This window comes from Streptomyces sp. NPDC037410, assembly GCF_055602235.1.
On record NZ_JBVJWR010000005.1, the window covers coordinates 19568 to 38129 of the forward strand.

The 18562-nt window shown below is 74.8% G+C and carries 15 protein-coding genes; 8 read left to right on the forward strand and 7 right to left on the reverse strand.

Going from position 1 to position 18562, the window contains the following annotated elements; all coding sequences use genetic code 11:
• Positions 1 to 12: 12 nt before the first annotated feature.
• The gene (locus tag ACZ7HT_RS09715) at positions 13 to 252 is read right to left on the reverse strand and encodes a DUF5133 domain-containing protein (protein WP_359517257.1); all 240 of its coding nucleotides are present in this window, start codon (positions 250 to 252) and stop codon (positions 13 to 15) included.
• A 144-nt stretch (positions 253 to 396) separates the two neighbouring features.
• On the opposite strand from ACZ7HT_RS09715, the gene ACZ7HT_RS09720 reads away from it, so the two are divergent.
• The gene (locus tag ACZ7HT_RS09720; RefSeq protein WP_471162231.1) at positions 397 to 1434 is read left to right on the forward strand and encodes an NAD-dependent epimerase/dehydratase family protein; all 1038 of its coding nucleotides are present in this window, start codon (positions 397 to 399) and stop codon (positions 1432 to 1434) included.
• A gap of 33 nt (positions 1435 to 1467) precedes the next feature.
• On the opposite strand, the gene ACZ7HT_RS09725 is transcribed toward ACZ7HT_RS09720, so the two are convergent.
• The gene (locus tag ACZ7HT_RS09725) at positions 1468 to 2331 is read right to left on the reverse strand and encodes a glutathione S-transferase C-terminal domain-containing protein (protein ID WP_471162233.1); all 864 of its coding nucleotides are present in this window, start codon (positions 2329 to 2331) and stop codon (positions 1468 to 1470) included.
• Between the two features lie 443 nt (positions 2332 to 2774).
• On the opposite strand from ACZ7HT_RS09725, the gene ACZ7HT_RS09730 reads away from it, so the two are divergent.
• The 4 genes from ACZ7HT_RS09730 to ACZ7HT_RS09745 all read left to right on the forward strand — a co-directional run bounded on the left by ACZ7HT_RS09730 (position 2775) and on the right by ACZ7HT_RS09745 (position 6550).
• Entirely contained in the window at positions 2775 to 3230 is a 456-nt protein-coding gene (locus ACZ7HT_RS09730; RefSeq protein WP_359517252.1) for an RrF2 family transcriptional regulator, read from the forward strand.
• Positions 3231 to 3389: 159 nt separating this feature from the next.
• Positions 3390 to 4694 carry an acyl-CoA dehydrogenase family protein gene (locus tag ACZ7HT_RS09735; RefSeq protein WP_471162236.1) on the forward strand — a complete coding sequence of 435 codons (1305 nt, stop codon included), beginning with the start codon at positions 3390 to 3392 and terminating at the stop codon, positions 4692 to 4694.
• Positions 4695 to 4828: 134 nt separating this feature from the next.
• A complete protein-coding gene (locus ACZ7HT_RS09740; RefSeq protein ID WP_471162239.1) occupies positions 4829 to 5701 on the forward strand; it encodes a universal stress protein in 873 nt (290 codons plus the stop codon).
• Between the two features lie 138 nt (positions 5702 to 5839).
• Positions 5840 to 6550, forward strand: a complete 711-nt coding sequence (locus ACZ7HT_RS09745; protein WP_471162242.1) for a CAP domain-containing protein — start codon at positions 5840 to 5842, stop codon at positions 6548 to 6550.
• A gap of 9 nt (positions 6551 to 6559) precedes the next feature.
• Here the strand turns inward: ACZ7HT_RS09745 and ACZ7HT_RS09750 are convergent, their stop codons facing one another.
• The 5 genes from ACZ7HT_RS09750 to ACZ7HT_RS09770 all read right to left on the reverse strand — a co-directional run bounded on the left by ACZ7HT_RS09750 (position 6560) and on the right by ACZ7HT_RS09770 (position 14256).
• Complete coding sequence (locus tag ACZ7HT_RS09750; RefSeq protein WP_471162245.1) at positions 6560 to 8140, reverse strand: sigma-70 family RNA polymerase sigma factor; 1581 nt, start codon at positions 8138 to 8140, stop codon at positions 6560 to 6562.
• A gap of 100 nt (positions 8141 to 8240) precedes the next feature.
• Entirely contained in the window at positions 8241 to 8531 is a 291-nt protein-coding gene (locus ACZ7HT_RS09755; protein WP_471162248.1) for a hypothetical protein, read from the reverse strand.
• Positions 8532 to 8650: 119 nt separating this feature from the next.
• Positions 8651 to 10876, reverse strand: coding sequence for an NADP-dependent isocitrate dehydrogenase (locus tag ACZ7HT_RS09760; RefSeq protein WP_471162250.1), 2226 nt, complete (start codon positions 10874 to 10876; stop codon positions 8651 to 8653).
• Positions 10877 to 10919: 43 nt separating this feature from the next.
• On the reverse strand, positions 10920 to 11993 hold the full coding sequence (locus tag ACZ7HT_RS09765) for a phosphatase PAP2 family protein (protein ID WP_471162253.1): 1074 nt from the start codon (positions 11991 to 11993) through the stop codon (positions 10920 to 10922).
• A 412-nt stretch (positions 11994 to 12405) separates the two neighbouring features.
• Positions 12406 to 14256: a glycoside hydrolase family 15 protein gene (locus ACZ7HT_RS09770; protein WP_471162256.1), complete on the reverse strand. Its 1851-nt coding sequence runs from the start codon at positions 14254 to 14256 to the stop codon at positions 12406 to 12408.
• 229 nt (positions 14257 to 14485) lie between these two features.
• Between ACZ7HT_RS09770 and ACZ7HT_RS09775 the strand changes: the two genes are divergently transcribed.
• From ACZ7HT_RS09775 to ACZ7HT_RS09785, 3 genes are all read left to right on the forward strand, one after another.
• Entirely contained in the window at positions 14486 to 15280 is a 795-nt protein-coding gene (locus tag ACZ7HT_RS09775; protein ID WP_471162259.1) for a glycosyltransferase, read from the forward strand.
• 491 nt (positions 15281 to 15771) lie between these two features.
• The gene (locus ACZ7HT_RS09780) at positions 15772 to 17619 is read left to right on the forward strand and encodes a glycosyltransferase family 4 protein (RefSeq protein ID WP_471162262.1); all 1848 of its coding nucleotides are present in this window, start codon (positions 15772 to 15774) and stop codon (positions 17617 to 17619) included.
• Positions 17601 to 18562, forward strand: a 962-nt coding sequence (locus tag ACZ7HT_RS09785; protein ID WP_471162264.1) for a PIG-L deacetylase family protein, incomplete at its 3' end; no start/stop codon positions are given. The genes ACZ7HT_RS09780 and ACZ7HT_RS09785, both read left to right, overlap by 19 nt.

The following is an 18562-nucleotide window of genomic DNA, read 5'->3' on the forward strand; positions in this document are numbered from 1 at the left end:
ATGGCTGTCACGCTACTGGCGGCACGGGGGCCACGCTTCTCGATTCCTGCTCTTCTGCGTCGTGACGTACCGCTCCGCGGCGAGGACGGCCTCTCCGGCGGTGCGCACTCCCATCAGTACGCACAGGGTGTACGCCGTGTCCTCGAAGCGCCGGCGGGCCGACAGGTCGCACGGCCTGTCCAGCACGGTCCGCTCCTGGGCGCGGAAGTGCCGGAGCAGCCGGTCGACGGTGTTCCTGTCGGGCAGCAGCATGGCCGTTTCTCCTGTCTCCTGAGTCGCTCCATACTCCCGGCCGTCGGCCACGCCCGCGACCGATACGGACACGCTGGGTGACCGGTGTGGCCAGGGATGGCTGCCGGAATGCGGTTCCGCCGCCCATGGCAGAGGGTCGGAGACATGAACCCGAGCACGCTTTCGCGCGTCGTCGTCACCGGTGCCACCGGCAACGTCGGCACGAGCCTGGTCCGCATCCTGGCCCGTGAACCGGGTGTCGGCTCCGTCCTCGGCATCGCCCGGCGCCGGCCGGGCCTCGACCTCCCCGGGGTGGAGTGGGCCGAGCTCGATCTCTCCCGCGAGGGGGACGAACCCCGGCTCGCGCAGTACGTGGCGGACGCGGACGCGGTGGTGCACCTGGCCTGGCGGTTCGGGCCGACCCACGACCCGGTGGAGACCTGGCGGACCAATGTCCTGGGCTCGGTCCGCGTCTTCGACGCGGTGGCGGCGGCGCGGGTGCCGGTCCTGGTGTACGCCTCCTCGGTGGGCGCGTACTCCCCGGGGCCCGAGGGCGGTGCCCCGGTGTCCGAGTCCTGGCCGACGCACGGCTGGCCGGGCGCCGCGTACACCCGGGAGAAGGCCTATCTGGAGCGGGTCCTCGACACCTTCGAGCGGGATCATCCGCTGACCCGGGTGGTGCGGATGCGTCCGGCCTTCCTGTTCAAGGAGGAGTCGGCGAGCGGGCAGCGGCGGATCTTCGCTGGGCGGTTCTTCCCCGGCCAGCTGATGCGGCCCGAACTGCTGCCGCTGCTCCCGGAGTTCCAGGGGCTGCGTTTCCAGGTCCTGCACACCGATGACGCGGCGGACGCCTACCGCAGGGCGCTCCTGCGGGACGTCCGGGGTGCGTTCAACCTGGCCGCGGAGCCGGTGATCGACGGCCCGACGCTGGGCGGGCTGCTGAACGCCAAGCCGGTGAAAGTGCCCGCCGGGGCGGTACGGGGTGCCCTGTCGGCGGCCTGGCGGCTGCGGCTCGTCCCGGCCTCCCCGGGGCTCTTCGACGCGCTGCGGCAGCTGCCGCTGCTCGCCACCGAGCGGGCCCGGCGGGAGCTGGGCTGGGAGCCGGCGGCGAGCTCGCTCGACGCCCTGGAGGCGTTCCTGCGCGGAGTCCGCGCGGGCGCGGGCGACGACACGGCTCCGCTGGCGGGGCACCGCATCGGCTGACGGCACCCCGCCGGGGGCGGGCGCGCGGGTCCCTCAGCGGGCGGCGGACCAGTCGACGAGGCGTATCGCTGCGCCCGCGGCCTCGCGGCCCCGGCAGTGGGCGCGGTGGCGGCGCAGCAGGGCGTCGATGTCGAGGTGGCGGGCGAACTCGGGGCGGGCGGCGAGGCGCTGGGCGTAGGCCCAGAGCGCGGGGTGCGCGGCGACCCGGTCCATGGCGGCGGCGTCGAGGTGCCAGCGGTGCACGGTGTCGAGCTGGACGAGGGTGGCCCAGACGTGCACGTCGGCGGCGGTGGGGGCGTCGCCGAGGACGTACGGGTGGTGGGCGAGGCGGCGTTCCAGGGAGCCGAGCGCGGCGAAGAGGACGGTGAGCGGGTCGTGGTGGGCGGCGGTGTCGTCGAGGCCGAGTTCGCCGGCGCGCTGGGCGGCCCGGTTGACGCTCCGCTCGCACAGGTCGGCGATCGCGTCGATGGTGTCGCGGTGCGGCTCGGGGAGCAGCTCGGGTCCGTCGCCGCGGAAGTGCAGGGCGAGGTCGCGGAGGATGTCGGGGACGTGGGTGCTGACGATCCGTCCGGTCCATCCGTCGCTGAGGACGGGGGCGGCGGCCGGGCCGGTGTAGAGGTGGGCGCTCGCCTCGTACAGCGGGCGGAGCGCGGCGTACCCGCCGTCGGGAGTGTCGGGGGTGCCGGGGAGCACGGTGAGCGGGAGCGTGTCGCCGAGTCCGAGCAGGCTGTGGGTGAGGGCGATGCCCAGACACCGGGGGTCGGCCGGGTCGACGTGCAGGCGGTAGCGGTGCGGGACGGCGTAGTGGCCGCTGCTCGCGTCGCGGCCGATGCGGCCACGGAAGACGGGCACGGCGACGGAGGCGGGCAGGAGCGAGGAGGGGACGACGATGGACATGGTTCTCCCTTGGGGGTGCTCGGTGCCGGGCGGTGGGGCGGCGCGACGGCTCCGGTCGCGACGGGCGGGGCGGGCGAGGCGGGCGGGGCGGGCGAGGCGGCAGCGGCCGCGCGAGGCCCGGGGGCAGCGGAGGTTCGGGAAGAGGAGGGACCGCGGCGGGCGGCTCAGTGCACGGGGTGAACGCCCGCGCGGGGCCGGCGACTCGCCGCGCTGCAGACCCTCAGCAGATCGATGTGCCGGCGGGAGGTGAGGGGCAGCGAGCGCGGGAGGGGAGCGGCGGGCGAGGTGTCCGTCCGGCCGGTGCGTGCCATGGTTTTCCTACCTGTTCGCTCGGTTTCCCGTCCCCGAGTGTCCGGCGGGTCGCGGGCGCCGTCAAGGGTGTCGTGCGCGGGTCGCCACGCGGGCGCACGGATCGGGACACGGCCGTGCGGAATAATGCGCGCATGCGCATTTCAGCCAGGGCCGACTACGCGGTGCGGGCCGCCCTCCAGCTCGCCGCGGCCGAGGACGCGGGGCCGCTGAAGGCCGAGGCCATCGCGGCGGACCAGGACATCTCGCACAAGTTCCTTGAGGGCATCCTCGGCGACATGCGCAAGGGCGGTCTGGTGCAGAGCCAGCGCGGCGGCAACGGCGGGTACTGGCTGGCCCGGCCGGCCGCGACGATCTCCGTCGCGGACGTCATCCGCTGCGTGGAGGGCCCGCTGGTCTCCGTGCGGGGGGAGCGGCCGCCGGACCTGTCGTACACGGGTCCCGCCGAGTCGCTGCTGACGCTGTGGATCGCGCTGCGGGCGAGCGTCCGAGGCGTCCTCGGGGTGTCCCTCGCGGAGCTCGCGGCGGCGAAGCTGCCGGCCGGGATCGTCGCGCTCGCGGACGACCCGGAGGCGTGGACCAACCCCTGACCCGGCGTGGTCGACCTCCCGCCACCTGCGCGAACCCGACACCGTCTCGGTGATCGATACGACCTTGTCCAGCTCGTGGACGCCCCTTGGGGCCGCGCGGTCGCCTCTGCCAGTATCCCTACTATTCCAGTGGGGATACTAGGGATCAGGTGAGGTGACGTGAGTACGCCGAGGAAATCGCCGAAGAGACCAGCGATACGCACCGCCTCCGCACCGCACGGCCGGCCCGTCGAGCGGCCCGCCGACGACGAGATCTGGCCCCGCGTCACCCGCGAGCTCGCCGACGACCTCGCCGTCGACGCCCTCGCCAGGGACCGGGCCGGCAAAGCCCCCTTCGACGAGGTCGCGCGCCTCCAGGAGGCGGGACTGCCCACCCTCCTCACGGCACCGGGACCGACCCGTCGGGGCGCGGACTGGCGGGCGGCCTGTGCGGTCGTACGGGAGATCTCCGCCGCCGACAGCTCGGTCGGCGAACTCCTCGCCCACCACTACGCGCTGTCCTGGACCAGCCGCTTCTTCGGCCCCGGACCCGACACCGGCGACGCGCTCGCCCTCGACGTCCGGACGGCCGAGGAGCACTGGCTGCTCGCCGGCGGCGTCGAACCACCGCGCGGCGAGTCCGGCCCCGGCCTCACACTCACCCCCGACGGCGGCCCCGGCGGCGGCTGGATCCTCGACGGCCACCGTGCCTTCGCCTCCGGCGTGACGGTCGCCGACCGGCTCGTCGTCGGCGCACGGCCCGGCGGCACCGGCGACCTGCTCGTCGTCCTCGTGGACCCCGCCCACCCGGGGGTGTTCACGGAAGCCGCCGCGGACCGTTTCGGTCAACGCCTCGCCGGAGCCGGCACCGTCACCTTCGACCGGGTCCCGGTGGAGGCCGGGCACGTCCTCGGCGCCCTCCCGCACGACGAGCACGCGGTCGCGCCCTTCACCACCCTCGCCCCGCTCGCCCTGCGGCTGCTCCTCGTCCAGGTCGGACTCGGCATCGCCGAGGGCGCGCTCGCCGAGGCCCGGGACATCAGCCGCGCCGGACAGGCGGGACCCGGCGGCGCGGGAGGCACGTCCGCGGACGCCGGGGACGACCCGTACCTCCTGCTCGCCTACGGGGAGCTGGCGACGGCCGCGCACGCCGCCGCCGCGGTGGTGGAGCGGGCGACGGACGCCCTGGCGCGGGGGCTGCTCGCCGAGTGGTCGCTGGGCCTGGAGGAACGTGCCGACATCGCCGTCCTCGTGGCGGCGGCCGAGACCGTCACCGGCCGGACGGCGGTCCACGTCACCACCCGCGTCCTAGAACTCGTCGACGGCACGACCGGCGCCGAAGCCCGCGGCGGCGGGCCGGGCTTCGACCGCTTCTGGCGCAACGCCCGCGCGCTCACCGTCCCCACACAGGCGGCCCACCGGCTCCGCGACATCGGGGACCACTACCTCAACGGCACCCACGCCCGGCTGACGCTGCTGGCGTAGGGGGTGTCTCGGGGCCGGACGGACCGGCATGTCGGGACGTCCGGCCCTCTCGTCGAGGCGCCGGATGGCCCAAGCTGGAGGCAGAAGGGCCCGCCGCCGGGCGGGCCCGTCATGACACGCACGGAGGCAGCCTGATGAGTCGTGAGATCGTCGCAGGGGTGGACGGTTCCCCCGAGAGCCTCGCCGCGGCCGGCTGGGCCGCCCGGGAGGCACTGCACCGGGGCCTCCCGCTACGGCTCGCGCACGCCTGGCGCTGGGAGCCGCTCGACCTGCCTCTGGTCCAGGACCCCGACGAGCAGCAGCGCGCGGCGTACGCCGTCCTGCGCGAGGCCGAGGCCACCATCGCCGAGCGCCACCCGGAGCTGGCGCTCACCGCCACCCTGCTCCCCGACACCCCGGTCTCCGCGCTGCACGGCACCGAGGACACGGCCGAGATGCTCGTCATCGGCTCGCGCGGCCACGGCGCCCTCGTCGGCTTCCTGCTCGGCTCGTACGGGCAGCAGATCATCGCCGGCGCCTCCTGCCCCGTCGTCGCCGTCCGGTCCCGCGACGGCGAGCAGGCCGAACCGCCCTCGGGGTACGTGCTCGTCGGCCAGAACGGCACCCCCGAGGACAGCGCGGCCGCGCTCGGCTTCGCCTTCGAGACCGCCGCCGCGCGCGGGGCGGCCGTGCGGGCCGCGCGCGCCTGGAGCCTGCCGTCGCTGTACGCGTACAGCCCGGGCTCGATGCGGCTCGCGGACGAGGCCGGCGGGCTCGTCCCGTACGAGGAGAAGGCGCTGCGCGAGGCACTCGCCCCGTGGCGCGAGCGGTACCCCGACGTGCCGGTCGCCGAGCACGTCGAGCTGGGCAGCGCGGGCGAGGTGCTGCTGTCCGCCTCGGGCGGCGCCCAGCTCCTCGTCGTCGGCCGGCGGGCGAAGCGCGGGGCCCTCGGGTCGCGGATCGGTTCCGTCGCGCACGCGGCGCTCCACCTCGCGCCCTGCCCGGTGGCGGTGATCCCGCAGGGCTGACAGGCTCGGACGTGGGTTGACGCGCCGCGTTGACGAGGTGTGTCGGGGCGGGCAGCGCCGGAAAGCCTTACCGCCGTCGCCCCGGTGGCTCTCACGGCACCGGAACACCCGGCGACCTCGGCGAGAGAGCGGAGCTCCATGCGGCACCACGACCGTCCCGACCACACCGAATCGATCCAGGACCCGGCGCACCCCGACCGCCCCGACCGCCTCGACGACCACCGGCCCCGCTCCGTGGGCCGGCACCGCAGAGCGGGCGGGGCGCGGCGGCACGGCCCGCGCCGTCCGTCCTTCCGTACGGCGGTCCTCCTCGGCGGATCCGCGGCGGCGGCGCTCACGGTGGTGACCGGGATGTACGTGGCCACGCCGGCCACCGGCACGACGCCGGCCGGGGCGCCGGACGAGGTCGCCGCGGCACCGGTGTGGGCCGTCGCGGCACCCGGTCAGGCCGTCGCCGAGAAGGCCGCGCGGTTCGTGCAGGACGTCGTCGAGCTGGCCAACGCCGAGCGCGAGAGGGCCGGTTGCGGGCCGCTGCGCTCCGAGGGCCGTCTGCGGAACGCCGCCCAGGGGCACGCCGACGACATGGCCGCCCGCGACTACTACGAGCACCACAGCCCGGAGGGCCGGGACGCGGGCGACCGGATGAGCGGCGCGGGGTACGCGTGGTCGGCCTGGGGGGAGAACATCCACCGCGGGCCGAAGACCCCGGCCAAGGCCATGGCGGACTGGATGGACAGTCCCGGGCACCGGGCCAACATCCTCAACTGCTCGTTCAGGGACATCGGCGTCGGCGTGACCCTCGCCGCCAACGGGCCCTGGTGGGTGCAGGACTTCGGCACCAGACGCTGAGGACTCGCCTCAGGGGGCGGCCAGTTGCTGCACCCAGATGCGGCCGGCCGGACCGGGCACCGACGCCACGCCGGTGTCCCGGTACCGGCAGTCGAGCATGTTCTCCTCGTGCATGGCCCCGTCCCGCCAGTCCTCGACGACGGCCTCCGGACCGGCCGCGCCGCGCGCGAGGTTCTCGGCCCAGGCGCTCCAGTCGTATCCGGCGGCGGTGATCCGGGCGTCCGCGAAGTCGCCCTCGAGGCTGCTGTGCCCGTAGTAGCCGCGCGCGACCATGTCGCGGGCGTAGGCCCGGGCCGCGGCGACCAGCCGGGGATCGGTCCGCAGCGGCGCGCAACCGGCCGCGGCCCGCAGCCGGTTGACGAGCAGGGTGACCCGCTCCCCCGCATCGGGTGCGGGCGTCGGGCGCGGAGTGCGGCGGGGTGTGGGGGCGGCGGTCGTCGGTGCGGGGGTGGTGACGGCCGGGCTGGGCGAGGCCGTGGCCGGGGCGGCGGTCACGGGAGGCGCGGCAAGCGGCCGCCCGGGCCTGACCTGCGCCTCCGGCCGCGGAGGTACGAGGAGGGCGACCGCCCCGAGCACGGCGACGGCCACGACCCCGGCGGCAACGGCCCGCCGCGGCGTTACGGACCGCCCGGCGGCAGCGGAGGTGTCGGCGTGCGCGGGCGCGTGCCCGGCGCGGGGCCCGTGGGTCTGCGCGGGCACGTGAGCCACGCCGTCGGCGCCGGACGCGCCGGGCACATCGGACGCGTCCGGCACGTCGGGCACGTCGGACGCGTAGGCCGCCCACTCCGTCGCCGGTGTGTCCGTCAGTGTGATCGCGGCCGTCAGGGGTGGGACCAGGCCGATGCCGACGAGGAGGCCCTCGACGGGGACGAGGCCGCGGCGGCCGGTCGCGCGGGAGGTGCAGGCGGCGCAGGTGCGCAGATGGCGGGCTATCCGCTTGCGCCAGAGCGGGGAGGGGCGGCCGTCCCAGGCCTCGACGGTCCCGGCGAGCTCCGGGCACGGCGGCAGCGCGTCCAGGGCGCGGACCACGGCGCGGCCGGTGTCCAGGCGTTCCTTCATCCGCTTGACGCGGACGGCGGCGTGCTGCGGGGTGACGCCGAGGCCTGCGGCGAGCTCGGCGCGGGTGAGTTCGCCGGCGGCCTCCAGCCACCACAGGGCGAGGAGTTCGGCGTCGTCCTCGTCGAGCCAGCGCGTCGCGCGGGCCACGTCGCGGCGCTGTCCGGACAGGCCGAGGCGGAGGATGGTGAGTTCGGTGAAGTCGCCGGCCGGGTCGGCGAGGTCCGAGGCCCGGTCGAGGCCGGGCACGGGCGCGCGCCGGTGTTCGTGCCAGCGGCGCCGTATCCCGTTCATGGCGATGGCGACGAGCCAGGACCGGAAGCGGGACGGGTCGCGGAGGGCCGTGAGGCCGTCGAGGGCGCGGACCATCGTCTCCTGGACGATGTCGTCCGTGTCGGCGTGGCCGTCGAGGGCCCGGCCGACGATGTTGTGGACGAGCGGCAGGTGAGCGCGGAGCAGGGTGTCCCTGGCGTCCGCGTCACCCGCCCTGGCCGCCTCCACGAGGGCGGTGGTGCGCCGCTCGTCGCTGTGCATGGTGTGCTCCCTCATCCCTGGTCCGAGTCCCCCGTCATGGGAGATCCGTGGGCGCGGGAGGGATAACACTTTTTACGGATGGCCTCTTACGGGTCGGCGGTCATCTCGGTGGTACGGGCAGGCTCGGGACCGTGGCCCCGTTCCCCTCCCGGACGGCCGCCACGACGGCGTCGTGGAGCTCGCGGCTCTCCTCCTCCGAATCGCACGGAACGGGACTGCCCGACATGGTGAACCAGTCGGATGCGCCGCTGTACTGCACGGCCACGCGTGCCTCGCGCTCGGCCCAGGTCGTGTGGACGGTCAGATCGCCCGTGACGACTCCGGCCTCGTCGGTCAGCACCCCACCTCGCCCGGTGTAGACACCGGCGGTCGTCCAAGATGCCCAGCTCATGCCCTCCAGGGTCACACCCGGAAGTGAGATGCGCCACCGACGGGACCGCCCCGGCCGGAGGAGTTCCGGCCGGGGCGGTACGGGTCACGCGCCGGGGCGGGCGACGGGTCCTTCGCCGGTCAGGCGAGGGAGGCGACGGCCTCGTTGAACGTGGCGGACGGGCGCATCACGGCCGCGGCCTTGGCCGGGTCGGGCTGGTAGTAGCCGCCGATCTCGGCCGGGGAGCCCTGGACGGCGATGAGCTCGTCGACGATCTTCTGCTCGTTCGAGGCGAGGGTCTCCGCGAGCGGGGCGAAGGCCTTGGCCAGCTCCGCGTCCTCGGTCTGGGCGGCCAGCTCCTGGGCCCAGTAGAGGGCCAGGTAGAAGTGGCTGCCGCGGTTGTCGATACCACCGACGCGACGGGTCGGCGACTTGTCCTCGTTGAGGAAGGTGCCGGTGGCGCGGTCGAGGGTGTCGGCGAGGACCTGGGCGCGGGTGTTGCCCGTGCTGGTCGCGAGGTGCTCGAAGGAGGCGGCCAGGGCGAAGAACTCGCCGAGGCTGTCCCAGCGGAGGTAGTTCTCCTTGACGAGCTGCTGGACGTGCTTCGGGGCGGAGCCGCCGGCGCCGGTCTCGAAGAGGCCGCCGCCCGCCATCAGCGGGACGACCGACAGCATCTTGGCGCTGGTGCCCAGCTCCAGGATCGGGAAGAGGTCGGTCAGGTAGTCGCGCAGGACGTTGCCGGTGACCGAGATGGTGTCCTCGCCGCGGCGGATGCGCTCCAGGGAGAACGTGGTGGCCTCGACCGGGGACAGGATCCGGATGTCCAGGCCCTCGGTGTCGTGCTCCGCCAGGTACTGCTTGACCTTGGCGATGATCTGGGCGTCGTGGCCGCGCTCCGGGTCCAGCCAGAAGACGGCCGGGACGCCGGTGGCGCGGGCGCGGGTGACGGCCAGCTTGACCCAGTCCTGGATGGGCAGGTCCTTGGTCTGGCAGGCGCGGAAGATGTCGCCCTCGGCGACCTCCTGCTCCAGGACGGCGTTGCCCTCGGAGTCGACGAGGCGGACGGTGCCGGCCTGGGCGATCTCGAAGGTCTTGTCGTGGGAGCCGTACTCCTCGGCCTTCTGCGCCATGAGGCCGACGTTCGGGACGGAGCCCATGGTCGACGGGTCGAAGGCGCCGTGGGCGCGGCAGTCCTCGATGACGGCCTGGTACACGCCGGAGTAGCTGTGGTCCGGGAGGACCGCGAGGGTGTCGGCCTCCTGGCCGTCCGCGCCCCACATGTGGCCGGAGGTGCGGATCATGGCCGGCATCGAGGCGTCGACGATGACGTCGGACGGCACGTGCAGGTTGGTGATGCCCTTGTCGGAGTCGACCATCGCGAGGGCGGGGCCCTCGGCGAGCTCGGCCTCGAAGGCGGCCTTGATCTCGGCGCCGAGGCCGTGCGGGATGGCGTCGAGGCCGGCCAGGACGGTGCCGAGGCCGTCGTTCGGGGACAGGCCGGCGGCGGTGAGCACCTCGCCGTACTTGGCGAAGGTGTTCGGGAAGTAGGCGCGCACGACGTGGCCGAAGATGATCGGGTCGGAGACCTTCATCATCGTGGCCTTGAGGTGCACGGAGAAGAGCACGCCCTCGGCCTTGGCGCGGGCGACCTGCTCGGCGAGGAAGGTGTTCAGGGCGGCGGCGCGCATGACGGCGGCGTCGACGACCTCGCCGGCGATGACCTTCAGCGGCTCGCGGAGCTCGCTGACGGTGCCGTCGGCGGCGGTGAACTCGAAGCGGAGGGTGTCGTCCTTGGCGATGACGGCGGACTTCTCCGTGGCGGCGAAGTCGTTCTCGCTCATCGTGGCGACGTTGGTCTTGGACTCGGGGGTCCAGGCGCCCATGCGGTGCGGGTGGGTCTTGGCGTAGTTCTTGACCGAGCCCGGGGCGCGGCGGTCGGAGTTGCCCTCGCGCAGGACCGGGTTGACGGCCGAGCCCTTGATCTTGTCGTAGCGGGCGCGGACGTCCTTGTCCTGGTCCGTCTGCGGGTCGTCCGGGTAGTCCGGGAGGGCGTAGCCCTGCGCCTGGAGCTCGGCGATCGCGGCCTTGAGCTGCGGGATGGACGCCGAGACGTTCGGCAGCTTGATGATGTTGGCGCCGGGGGTCTTGGCCAGGGCGCCGAGCTCGGAGAGGGCGTCGGCGATGCGCTGGCCCTCCTCCAGGAACTCGGGGAAGACGGCGATGATGCGGCCCGCGAGGGAGATGTCACGCGTCTCGACCGTGACGCCGGCCTGCGAGGCATACGCCTGGACCACGGGCAGGAACGAGTACGTCGCCAGGGCAGGCGCCTCGTCAGTGTGGGTGTAGATGATGGTCGAGTCAGTCACCAGGTGCTCCGCTCCACGTCTGCGTATGCGAGATTGCTCGACATCAAGATATCTCGTGATCGCGGTCCTCGGTAAAGGGCCCCACGAGCTCGGCGTCGTGCTGGACGCCCGCGGCCTCGACGAAGGGCCCGCCGAGCCGGTACGCGGCGGGGGCGCCGTCCACGTCGACGCGGCGCAGCAGCGCGAGCACGATCAGCCCGGCGGCGGCGACGACCCCGGCGGCGAGGGCCTGGCCGCAGCGGTGCGCGAGCCGGAGCTCGGCCGGGTCGTACGGGGCGGTGGCGGGCAGTGCGAGGGTGTCGCCGAGCAGCCAGAGTCCGGCGCCGAGGCCGGCCAGGGCGAGGAGGGCGAGCGGGACGGTCACGGGGAGGCCGGGCAGGGCGGGCCCGCGCCGGGGGCCCGGGCGGACCTTGCCCCTGCGGGCGATCAGGGCGAGGAGTCCGGAGGTCACGGCGAGGGCGACGAGGGCGGCGGCGATGACGTCGCCAGGCCGGTGCTGCCCCGAGGCGATGGTGTACGCGCCGACGGCGGCGGCCCAGAGGGTGGCGGCGCCGACGGCGAGGGCGCGCGTCCGGTAGGGGGCGACGAGGACCAGGCCGAGGGCGACGCCGACGGCGAGGGTCGTCTGGGCGCTGGGGAAGCCGCTCGGGAGGAGGGCGCCGGCGGTGTCGACGAGCCGGGGGCGGGGCGCGTACCGCTGGAGGAGCCCGGTGACGGCGAGTGCGGTGACGACCGCGCCGGCGGCGGCGCCGGTGAGGGCGTACCGCTTGCGTATGAGTCCGGTGGCGAGGAGGACGACGCAGCCGAGGATCAGGGAGAAGGTGGTGAGCCCGGCGAGCGAGGGGTGATCGCGGAGGATCGTGGCGGCGACGCCGTCGGCGCGCCGTCCGGTCACGGCGGCGTCGCCCCAGCGGCGGCCGGTCGCGGTGAGTACGAGTCCCGCGTAGACGACCGTGAGGAGGAGGACGGCCCCGAGGCAGGCACGCCGGGTCCGGGTGCGGACCCGTGTGCTGAACGAGCCGGCGGCCTCGCCGGCCACGGCGGCGTACCACCAGGTGTCACCGGTCTCCAGCGGCCTCGGGGAGCCGCCGGCGCGGGGCCTGTCGTAGGAAGCCATGCCCCGATTCGAACCCACGCGCGCCGGTGGCGCCCGCTGGACTCACCCGAACGACACGCCGAGGGGCGGGGGCCGTGTTCAGCGGTCCCGGCGCCGGACCTGCGCCGGCCCAGGAGGGCGGTCCCGCCGAGCAGTCCGAGGAAGGTCGCCACGTCCAGGTCGGAGCGCAGCGCGAGGTCGTCCGAGAGCTGCCCGAAGACCTGGACGGCGAACGCGGCGGCCATCGCCAGTTGCCCCCAGCCGTGCGGTGCCGGGCGGGCGACGTGCCGCCGCGACCAGGGCGGCACCCAGCCGGCGCGGAGCGCGGCCGCTCCGGAGAGCCCGAGCAGGAGCGCCGGCGCGCCCGCTATGACGACGTACCTGTCCATGTCCGCCCCCTGGTCCCCCGGCTCCGTGCCGGAGCGCGGGCCGATCATGCCACAGCGAGGCGACCCCGGTCGCGGTCGTGGCGGCGCGTGCCGTACAGGGTGAACGCCGTGTTCACCAGGGCGACATGACTGAGCGCCTGGGGCATGTTCCCGAGCTGGCGGCCCGCCACGGGGTCCCACTCCTCGGCGAGGAGCCCGACGTCGTTGCGGACGTCGAGGACCCGCTCGAAGACGGTCCTGGCGTCGTCGGCGCGGCCGGTCATGGCGAGCGCGTCGGCGTACCAGAACGTGCAGGCGACGAAGCTCCCCTCGGTGCCGCCGAGGTCGTCGAGCTCGTGCCGGCCGCCGTCCCGGACGTCGCCGTACCGGCGCAGGAAGCCGTGGTCGTCGAGCCGTTCCATCGCCCGGACGGTGCCGAGGACGCGGGGGTCGCCGGCCGGGAGGAAGCCGATCCGGGGGATCAGCAGGGCGGTGGCGTCGACCTGTTCGCTCCCGTAGTACTGGGTGAACGACCGCTGTTCCTCGCTCCAACCCCGCGCGCAGATCTCCGCGTGCAGTTCGGCGCGGAGCGCCTGCCAGCGGGCGAGGGAGGCGCGCAGTCCGGCGACGCGGGCGAGGCGGACGGCGCGGTCGGCGGCGACCCAGGCCATGACCTTGGAGTGGACGAAGTGGCGGCGCGGGCCCCGGACTTCCCAGATACCCTCGTCGGGTTCCCGCCAGCGTTTGCCGAGGTACTCCAGGAGCGAGGCCACCAGGGCCCAGGCCGCGGGGTCGAGGGCGATGCCCGCGCGGACGGCCGAGTAGACGGTGCTGAGCACCTCGCCGTAGATGTCGAGCTGGAACTGGCCGACGGCGGCGTTGCCGAATCTGACGGGGCGTGAGTCCTCGTAGCCGGGCAGCCAGTCGGCGTACGTCTCGGGGAGCCGCCGCTGGCCCTCGACCCCGTACAGCGGCTGGAGGTCGGCGGGGTCGCCCGCGACGGCGCGCAGCAGCCAGTCCGTCCAGGCCAGCGCCTCCCTGCGGTACCCGCTGCGGAGCAGACAGGAGAGGGTGAAGGTGGAGTCCCGCAGCCAGCAGAAGCGGTAGTCCCAGTTGCGGCCGCCCCCGACGCACTCGGGCAGTGAGGCGGTGGCGGCGGCGACGATGCCGCCGGTGGGGGCGTAGGTGAGGGCCTTGAGGGTGAGCAGGGAGCGGATCACGGCCTCGCGTGCGGGGCCTTCGTAGCGGAGGGCGGCGGCCCATTCGTTCCAGAAGGCGAGGGTGCGGGTGAGCGCGGCGGCGACGCCGGCGGGCGAGAGCGGCGGGGGCGCGGGGGCGTGGGAGGGGCTCCAGCCGAGGACGAAGGCGACCCGCCGGCCGGCGGTGACGGTGAACTCGCAGCTCGTACGGTCCCGGGTGACGTCGAGTTCGACGCCGGGCCCGCAGGAGAGCCGGGCGGCGTCGGGTCCGGCGACGGAGACGACGGTGCGGCGGTCCGTGGCGCGGGTCCAGGGCACGATGCTGCCGTGGTGGAACCGGACCCTCAACTCACCCCGCACGGCCACTCGTCCGGCGATCCCCTCGACGACCCGGACGATCCTCGGGCCGCCGCCGGACGGGAGGCCGCCCCGACAGCGGGGCGGCATGAAGTCGGTGACCCGGACCGTGCCGGTGAGGGTCTCCCACCAGGTGTCGAGGACCAGGGTGTCCCCCCGGTAACTCCTGCGCGTGCAGCGGCCGTCGCCGACCGGGGCGAGGATCCAGCGGCCGTGGTCCGGCTCGCCGAGGAGGCCGGCGAGGCAGGCGGGCGAGTCGAAGCGGGGCGCGCACCACCAGTCGACGGACCCGTCGGTCCCGATGAGCGCAGCGGTCTCCAGGTCACCGACGAGGGCGTAGTCCTCAATTCGCCCTGCCATGACGGGATTGTATTCCTCTCGGAGAACACGCGCAGAAATGGCCCGGTGACAGGGCACGTGATTCCTTCGCGGACGTCCGCATATTCTTCCGATCTCCTTGACGGCATCGCGGCGGGCGCAGGATTCTGAGAGAGCGGTCCGGCACGGAAAGGCCGAACCGGCCAATCAGGGCGTTCCGATAAGTAGCGATTCCCGACGAGCAGCGATTCCCGGTGACCAGCGGTTCCCGATGAGTGAGTGGCGATTCGCGATGAGCGGTGATGCGCATCCGCTGCGCCGGTCGACCGACCGGGCACCCCTCCCCGGCACCCGGACGGTGAGCCTCGTGCTCACGGTCCGCCCCGGTGACGGGCGCCCGGGAGCGGCGCTCGACCGGCTCCTCGGCCAGGTGCCGTCGAGCGTGCGGGAGGTCGTCCTGATCGGCGGTCCCGCCGGGGCGGGCGCCGCGCGCGACGGGCTCCGCGTGGTCCGGCTCGGGGACTGGGACGTCACGCGGGGCGACATCCCGCACGCGGCGCTGCTCGCGGCGACCGGGGATCTGATCGTCCTGATGAACGCCGACGGCAGCATGTCGCCGCACGAGATCCCGCATTACCTGCACTATCTGGAGAGCGGTTACGACTTCGTGAAGGGCTCGCGTTTCATCGCGGGCGGCGACTACGCCGACTATCCGCTGTCGCGGCGGATCGGGCACCGCGCGCTGCTGCGGCTCGCCCGCCGTCTCTACGGTCAGCACCTCACGGATCTCTGGTACGGATTCTGCGCGTTCCGGCGGCCTTTCGTCGACCTCCTCGACCTGCGCGAGGACGGCGTCGAACTCGGGGCCGAACTCGTCACGCACGCACTGCACTACGGGCTGCGCGTCGCCGAGGTGCCGAGCCTCGAACTGCCGCGCCGTCACGGTCCGTCGCATCCCCGTACGATCCGCGACGGCACCCGCATCCTCGGCGCACTCCTCCACGAGCGGCCGCACAACGCCCTGTCGCGCCTGGCGCGCGGACCTCTCCGCAGCCCCTCCGGTTGACGAACCGTGCCGAAGGGTGCTAACGCTGAGATGAGCAGTATTTCAGGACGAACCAGGCCCTGAGGGCACACCCTCGGCAGGGTCGGTTGACGGAAGAGGCTCGACGTGACCTCCAGCCCCCTCAGCCGAACGCCGGTGGCACCCGTTCCGCACCCGCTGCGACGCGTGACCGACTGGCCCCTCGCCGATGCCCGGCGCCGCCCGCTCTGCCGGTCCCCGCGCGCCGCGACGGCCCACCCGGCCCGCCGGGCCTCCGACCGGATCGTCCCCGTCGCCCCTTCGCGCCGGAGCGCGGCGTGCCGGCCGCGCTGCGCCGGCCGTCGGCGGCGCGCCCGTACGGCCCGTACCCGCACCGCCCGCCGCGGCAGCGGCTCAGGCCCATCGGCCCGCTCGTCCGGACCCGCCCCGGCACCCCCGTCCCGCACCTGTGCGGACCCCGTTCCCTGTGACCGTGGGCTCGCCCACGCCGGGAAGCCTCGGAGGCGGGTGCCATGACGAGCGTCCGAGGGCCTCTGCTCGTCGCGGTGTCGGGACCCGACGACGCCGACACGTCCGCGCTCGTACGCCGGCTCGCGGTGCTGCTCCGCGAGCGCGGCGTCACCGTCCTCGCCCTCCCCTGCCGCGGCTGCTTCCTGTGCCGCCGGCGCCCGGTTCCGCCCCGCGTGAGGGACACGGGGGAACCGGGCAGGGACGCGTGGGCGCGGCGCGCCACGGATCCCGAGCGCCGGGGACCCTGGCCGCGCCGTGCCCACGCCCTCTTCGACGCGGGGCTGCTCGCCGCGCGGATCGCCGTGGCCCGGCTGCGCGCGCGGGCGCGGGCGCGCGGTGGGCAGGCCGTGGTCCTGACGGACCGGGGGCCGCTGGACGGCCTGGTGAGGTTCGGTCTCCCGGCCACGTCCCGTGCCGCGGCCGGCTTCCGCCGGATCGCCGACGGCTACGGTCTCACCCTGCTCGTGGAGACCGGCCCCGGGACGCTGCGCGGCCGTGGCCGTGAGGAGACCGCCGGACCGCCGGACGGCTGGTGGGACCGCTGCCGCGGCTGGTCGCGCAGGCTGCCGAGGATCACACGGCTCGACGGCGACGGCGCTCCGTCCCTGGTGACCGAAGCGGCCCTGGTACGGATCCTCGACACGTTGCGGGAACGGGAGCGGGTGGCCGCCGTGCCGGAACACGGCACGGCCGGGGAGCGGCGCCACGTCGTGGTGTCGGTCTACGACGGCGCCGACGACCCCGCCCACCGCAGCGGCGGAGCGCTTGTGGCCGGCAGGGTGGCCCGGCGGCTCGCCGAGGACTTCCGGGTGACCGTCGTGACGGCGGGGCGGTGGGGCGGCACCGAGGACCGGGACGGCATCCGGTACGTGCGGCTCCCGGTGCGCCGGGCGGGCCCGCGCGCCGGGCAGCTGCTGTTCCTCGTGCTGCTGCCGTTCGTCGCCCGCCGGATCCGCCACGACCTGTGGCTGGAGAGCTTCACTCCCCCGTACTCGACGAGCTTCCTGCCCCTGACGTCGGGCGCCCCCGTGATCGGCATCGACCGGGGGCGCCCGGCGGCGGCCTCGCGGAGGCGCCATCGCCTTCCGTGCTTCCTCGTCGAGCGGCTCGGGCTGCGCTGCTACCGGCACATCGTGACGCAGAACAGCGCGGACGCCGCGGCGATCCGCCGGCTCAGCCCCCGGGCCGACGTGCAGGTCATCCCCGACGGGGTGGATCAGCGGCTGCTCGACGAGTCCCTGATCGGGAACGGGCAGTTCATCCTCTTCCTGGGCCGGATCGACACCTGGGTCAAGGGGCTCGACCTGCTGCTCGACGCCTACGACCGGGCCCGGCCCCCGCTCGACCTGCTGCTCGCCGGCAGCGGCGCCGCCGCCGAGGAACGCCGCCTCACCGCGCTCGTCGCCGCCCACAACCGCGATCCGCGGTCGCGGATCCACTGGGTGGGCTTCGCCGGTGAGGAACGCAAGCGCCAACTGCTGCGCGACAGCGCCTTCCTGGTGATGCCGTCGCGACATGAGACCTTCGGCCTGGTGGCCCTGGAGGCCATGGCGTACGGCAAGCCCGTGGTGCACTTCGACCTGCCCGCGCTGCGCTGGATGCGCGGCAACGGCGACGTGGCCGTGCCGCCCTTCGACGTGACGGCGTTCGGCGCGCGGATGACCGAGCTGGCCACGGACTCCGCGCTCCGCCGGTGCCTCGGCCACCGGGCCGGGATCACGGCGCAGCACTACGCGTGGGACGAGATGACGGGCCGCTATCTGGCCCTGGCCCACCGGCTTCTCGACTCACCCGCCGCGGTGCGGCGGCCGAGGAAGAGGGGTGCGTCGTCATGGCAGACGACCCGCTGACCGCCTTCGTCCGGACCGTCCTCGGCACCGGGGTCCCGATGATCGTGCTCTCGCCGCACCTGGACGACGCCGTGCTGTCCTGCGGCGCGCTGCTCGGCTGGGCGGGGCGGCGGGCCCCGGTGACGGTCGCGACGCTGTTCACGGAGGGCGCGCCACCGCCGTACACCCTCTCCGCCCGGCAGTACCTGCGGCAGACCCGGGCCTGCGACGCGGAGGAGCTGTACGCCGACCGGCGCGCGGAGGACCGGCGGGTCCTGGAGCTGCTCGGCGTGGACTGGCGTCACGTCGGCCTGGTCGACGGGCTGTTCCGGCGGCTGCCCCGGTCCCGCCCGGGCCTCGGGCGGCTCGCCCCGCTGCTGCCCGAGCTGGAGCACGTGTACCCGACGTACCGGCTGCATCTGGCCCGGGGCCGGGTCTCCGCGCACGACGCCGAGACCCTGCGGGTGGCCGGGGAGACCATCGACACGCTGCTGCCCGCCCGCTCCGGCGGCCTGGTGCTCGCGCCCCTCGGCGTCGGCGGGCACGCCGACCACGTGCTCGCCCGCACGGCCGCCGAGCGCAGCGGCCGCCGCGTCGTGTACTACAGCGACTTCCCGTACAACCAGACGGCCGACGCCGACGCGGAGTTCACCGGCCGGCACCGGCTGGTGGCCCGTTCCTGGGAGCGGGACCTCGACCGGAAGGCGGAGCTGATCCGGGGCTACCGGACCCAGGCCGACGCGCTGTTCCCCGGGGGCCTCATCCCGCGCGCGCCCGAGGTGTACCTGCTGCCCGGGCCCGCGGACACGGCCGTGTCCCGTGGTCCCGCCCGGCTGCGCGGCACCAGGCCCCGGACGGCCGGCGGTGTGCCGTGGCCGGGCCGTGCGGCCCGGTCCCGGGACCGGCCACCACAGAGGTGCCCGACGCTCCGCGGTGAGCGGCCCCCTGTCCTTCTCCCTACCAG

What these genes read in the sequence shown, in the direction of transcription:
- ACZ7HT_RS09715 (WP_359517257.1), bottom strand. Translation starts at nt 252, where the DNA reads ATGCTGCTGCCCGACAGGAACACCGTCGACCGGCTGCTCCGGCACTTC.
- ACZ7HT_RS09720 (WP_471162231.1), top strand. Translation starts at nt 397, where the DNA reads ATGAACCCGAGCACGCTTTCGCGCGTCGTCGTCACCGGTGCCACCGGC.
- ACZ7HT_RS09725 (WP_471162233.1), bottom strand. Translation starts at nt 2,331, where the DNA reads ATGTCCATCGTCGTCCCCTCCTCGCTCCTGCCCGCCTCCGTCGCCGTG.
- ACZ7HT_RS09730 (WP_359517252.1), top strand. Translation starts at nt 2,775, where the DNA reads ATGCGCATTTCAGCCAGGGCCGACTACGCGGTGCGGGCCGCCCTCCAG.
- ACZ7HT_RS09740 (WP_471162239.1), top strand. Translation starts at nt 4,829, where the DNA reads ATGAGTCGTGAGATCGTCGCAGGGGTGGACGGTTCCCCCGAGAGCCTC.
- ACZ7HT_RS09745 (WP_471162242.1), top strand. Translation starts at nt 5,840, where the DNA reads ATGCGGCACCACGACCGTCCCGACCACACCGAATCGATCCAGGACCCG.
- ACZ7HT_RS09750 (WP_471162245.1), bottom strand. Translation starts at nt 8,140, where the DNA reads ATGCACAGCGACGAGCGGCGCACCACCGCCCTCGTGGAGGCGGCCAGG.
- ACZ7HT_RS09755 (WP_471162248.1), bottom strand. Translation starts at nt 8,531, where the DNA reads ATGAGCTGGGCATCTTGGACGACCGCCGGTGTCTACACCGGGCGAGGT.
- ACZ7HT_RS09765 (WP_471162253.1), bottom strand. Translation starts at nt 11,993, where the DNA reads ATGGCTTCCTACGACAGGCCCCGCGCCGGCGGCTCCCCGAGGCCGCTG.
- ACZ7HT_RS09770 (WP_471162256.1), bottom strand. Translation starts at nt 14,256, where the DNA reads ATGGCAGGGCGAATTGAGGACTACGCCCTCGTCGGTGACCTGGAGACC.
- ACZ7HT_RS09775 (WP_471162259.1), top strand. Translation starts at nt 14,486, where the DNA reads ATGAGTGAGTGGCGATTCGCGATGAGCGGTGATGCGCATCCGCTGCGC.
- ACZ7HT_RS09780 (WP_471162262.1), top strand. Translation starts at nt 15,772, where the DNA reads ATGACGAGCGTCCGAGGGCCTCTGCTCGTCGCGGTGTCGGGACCCGAC.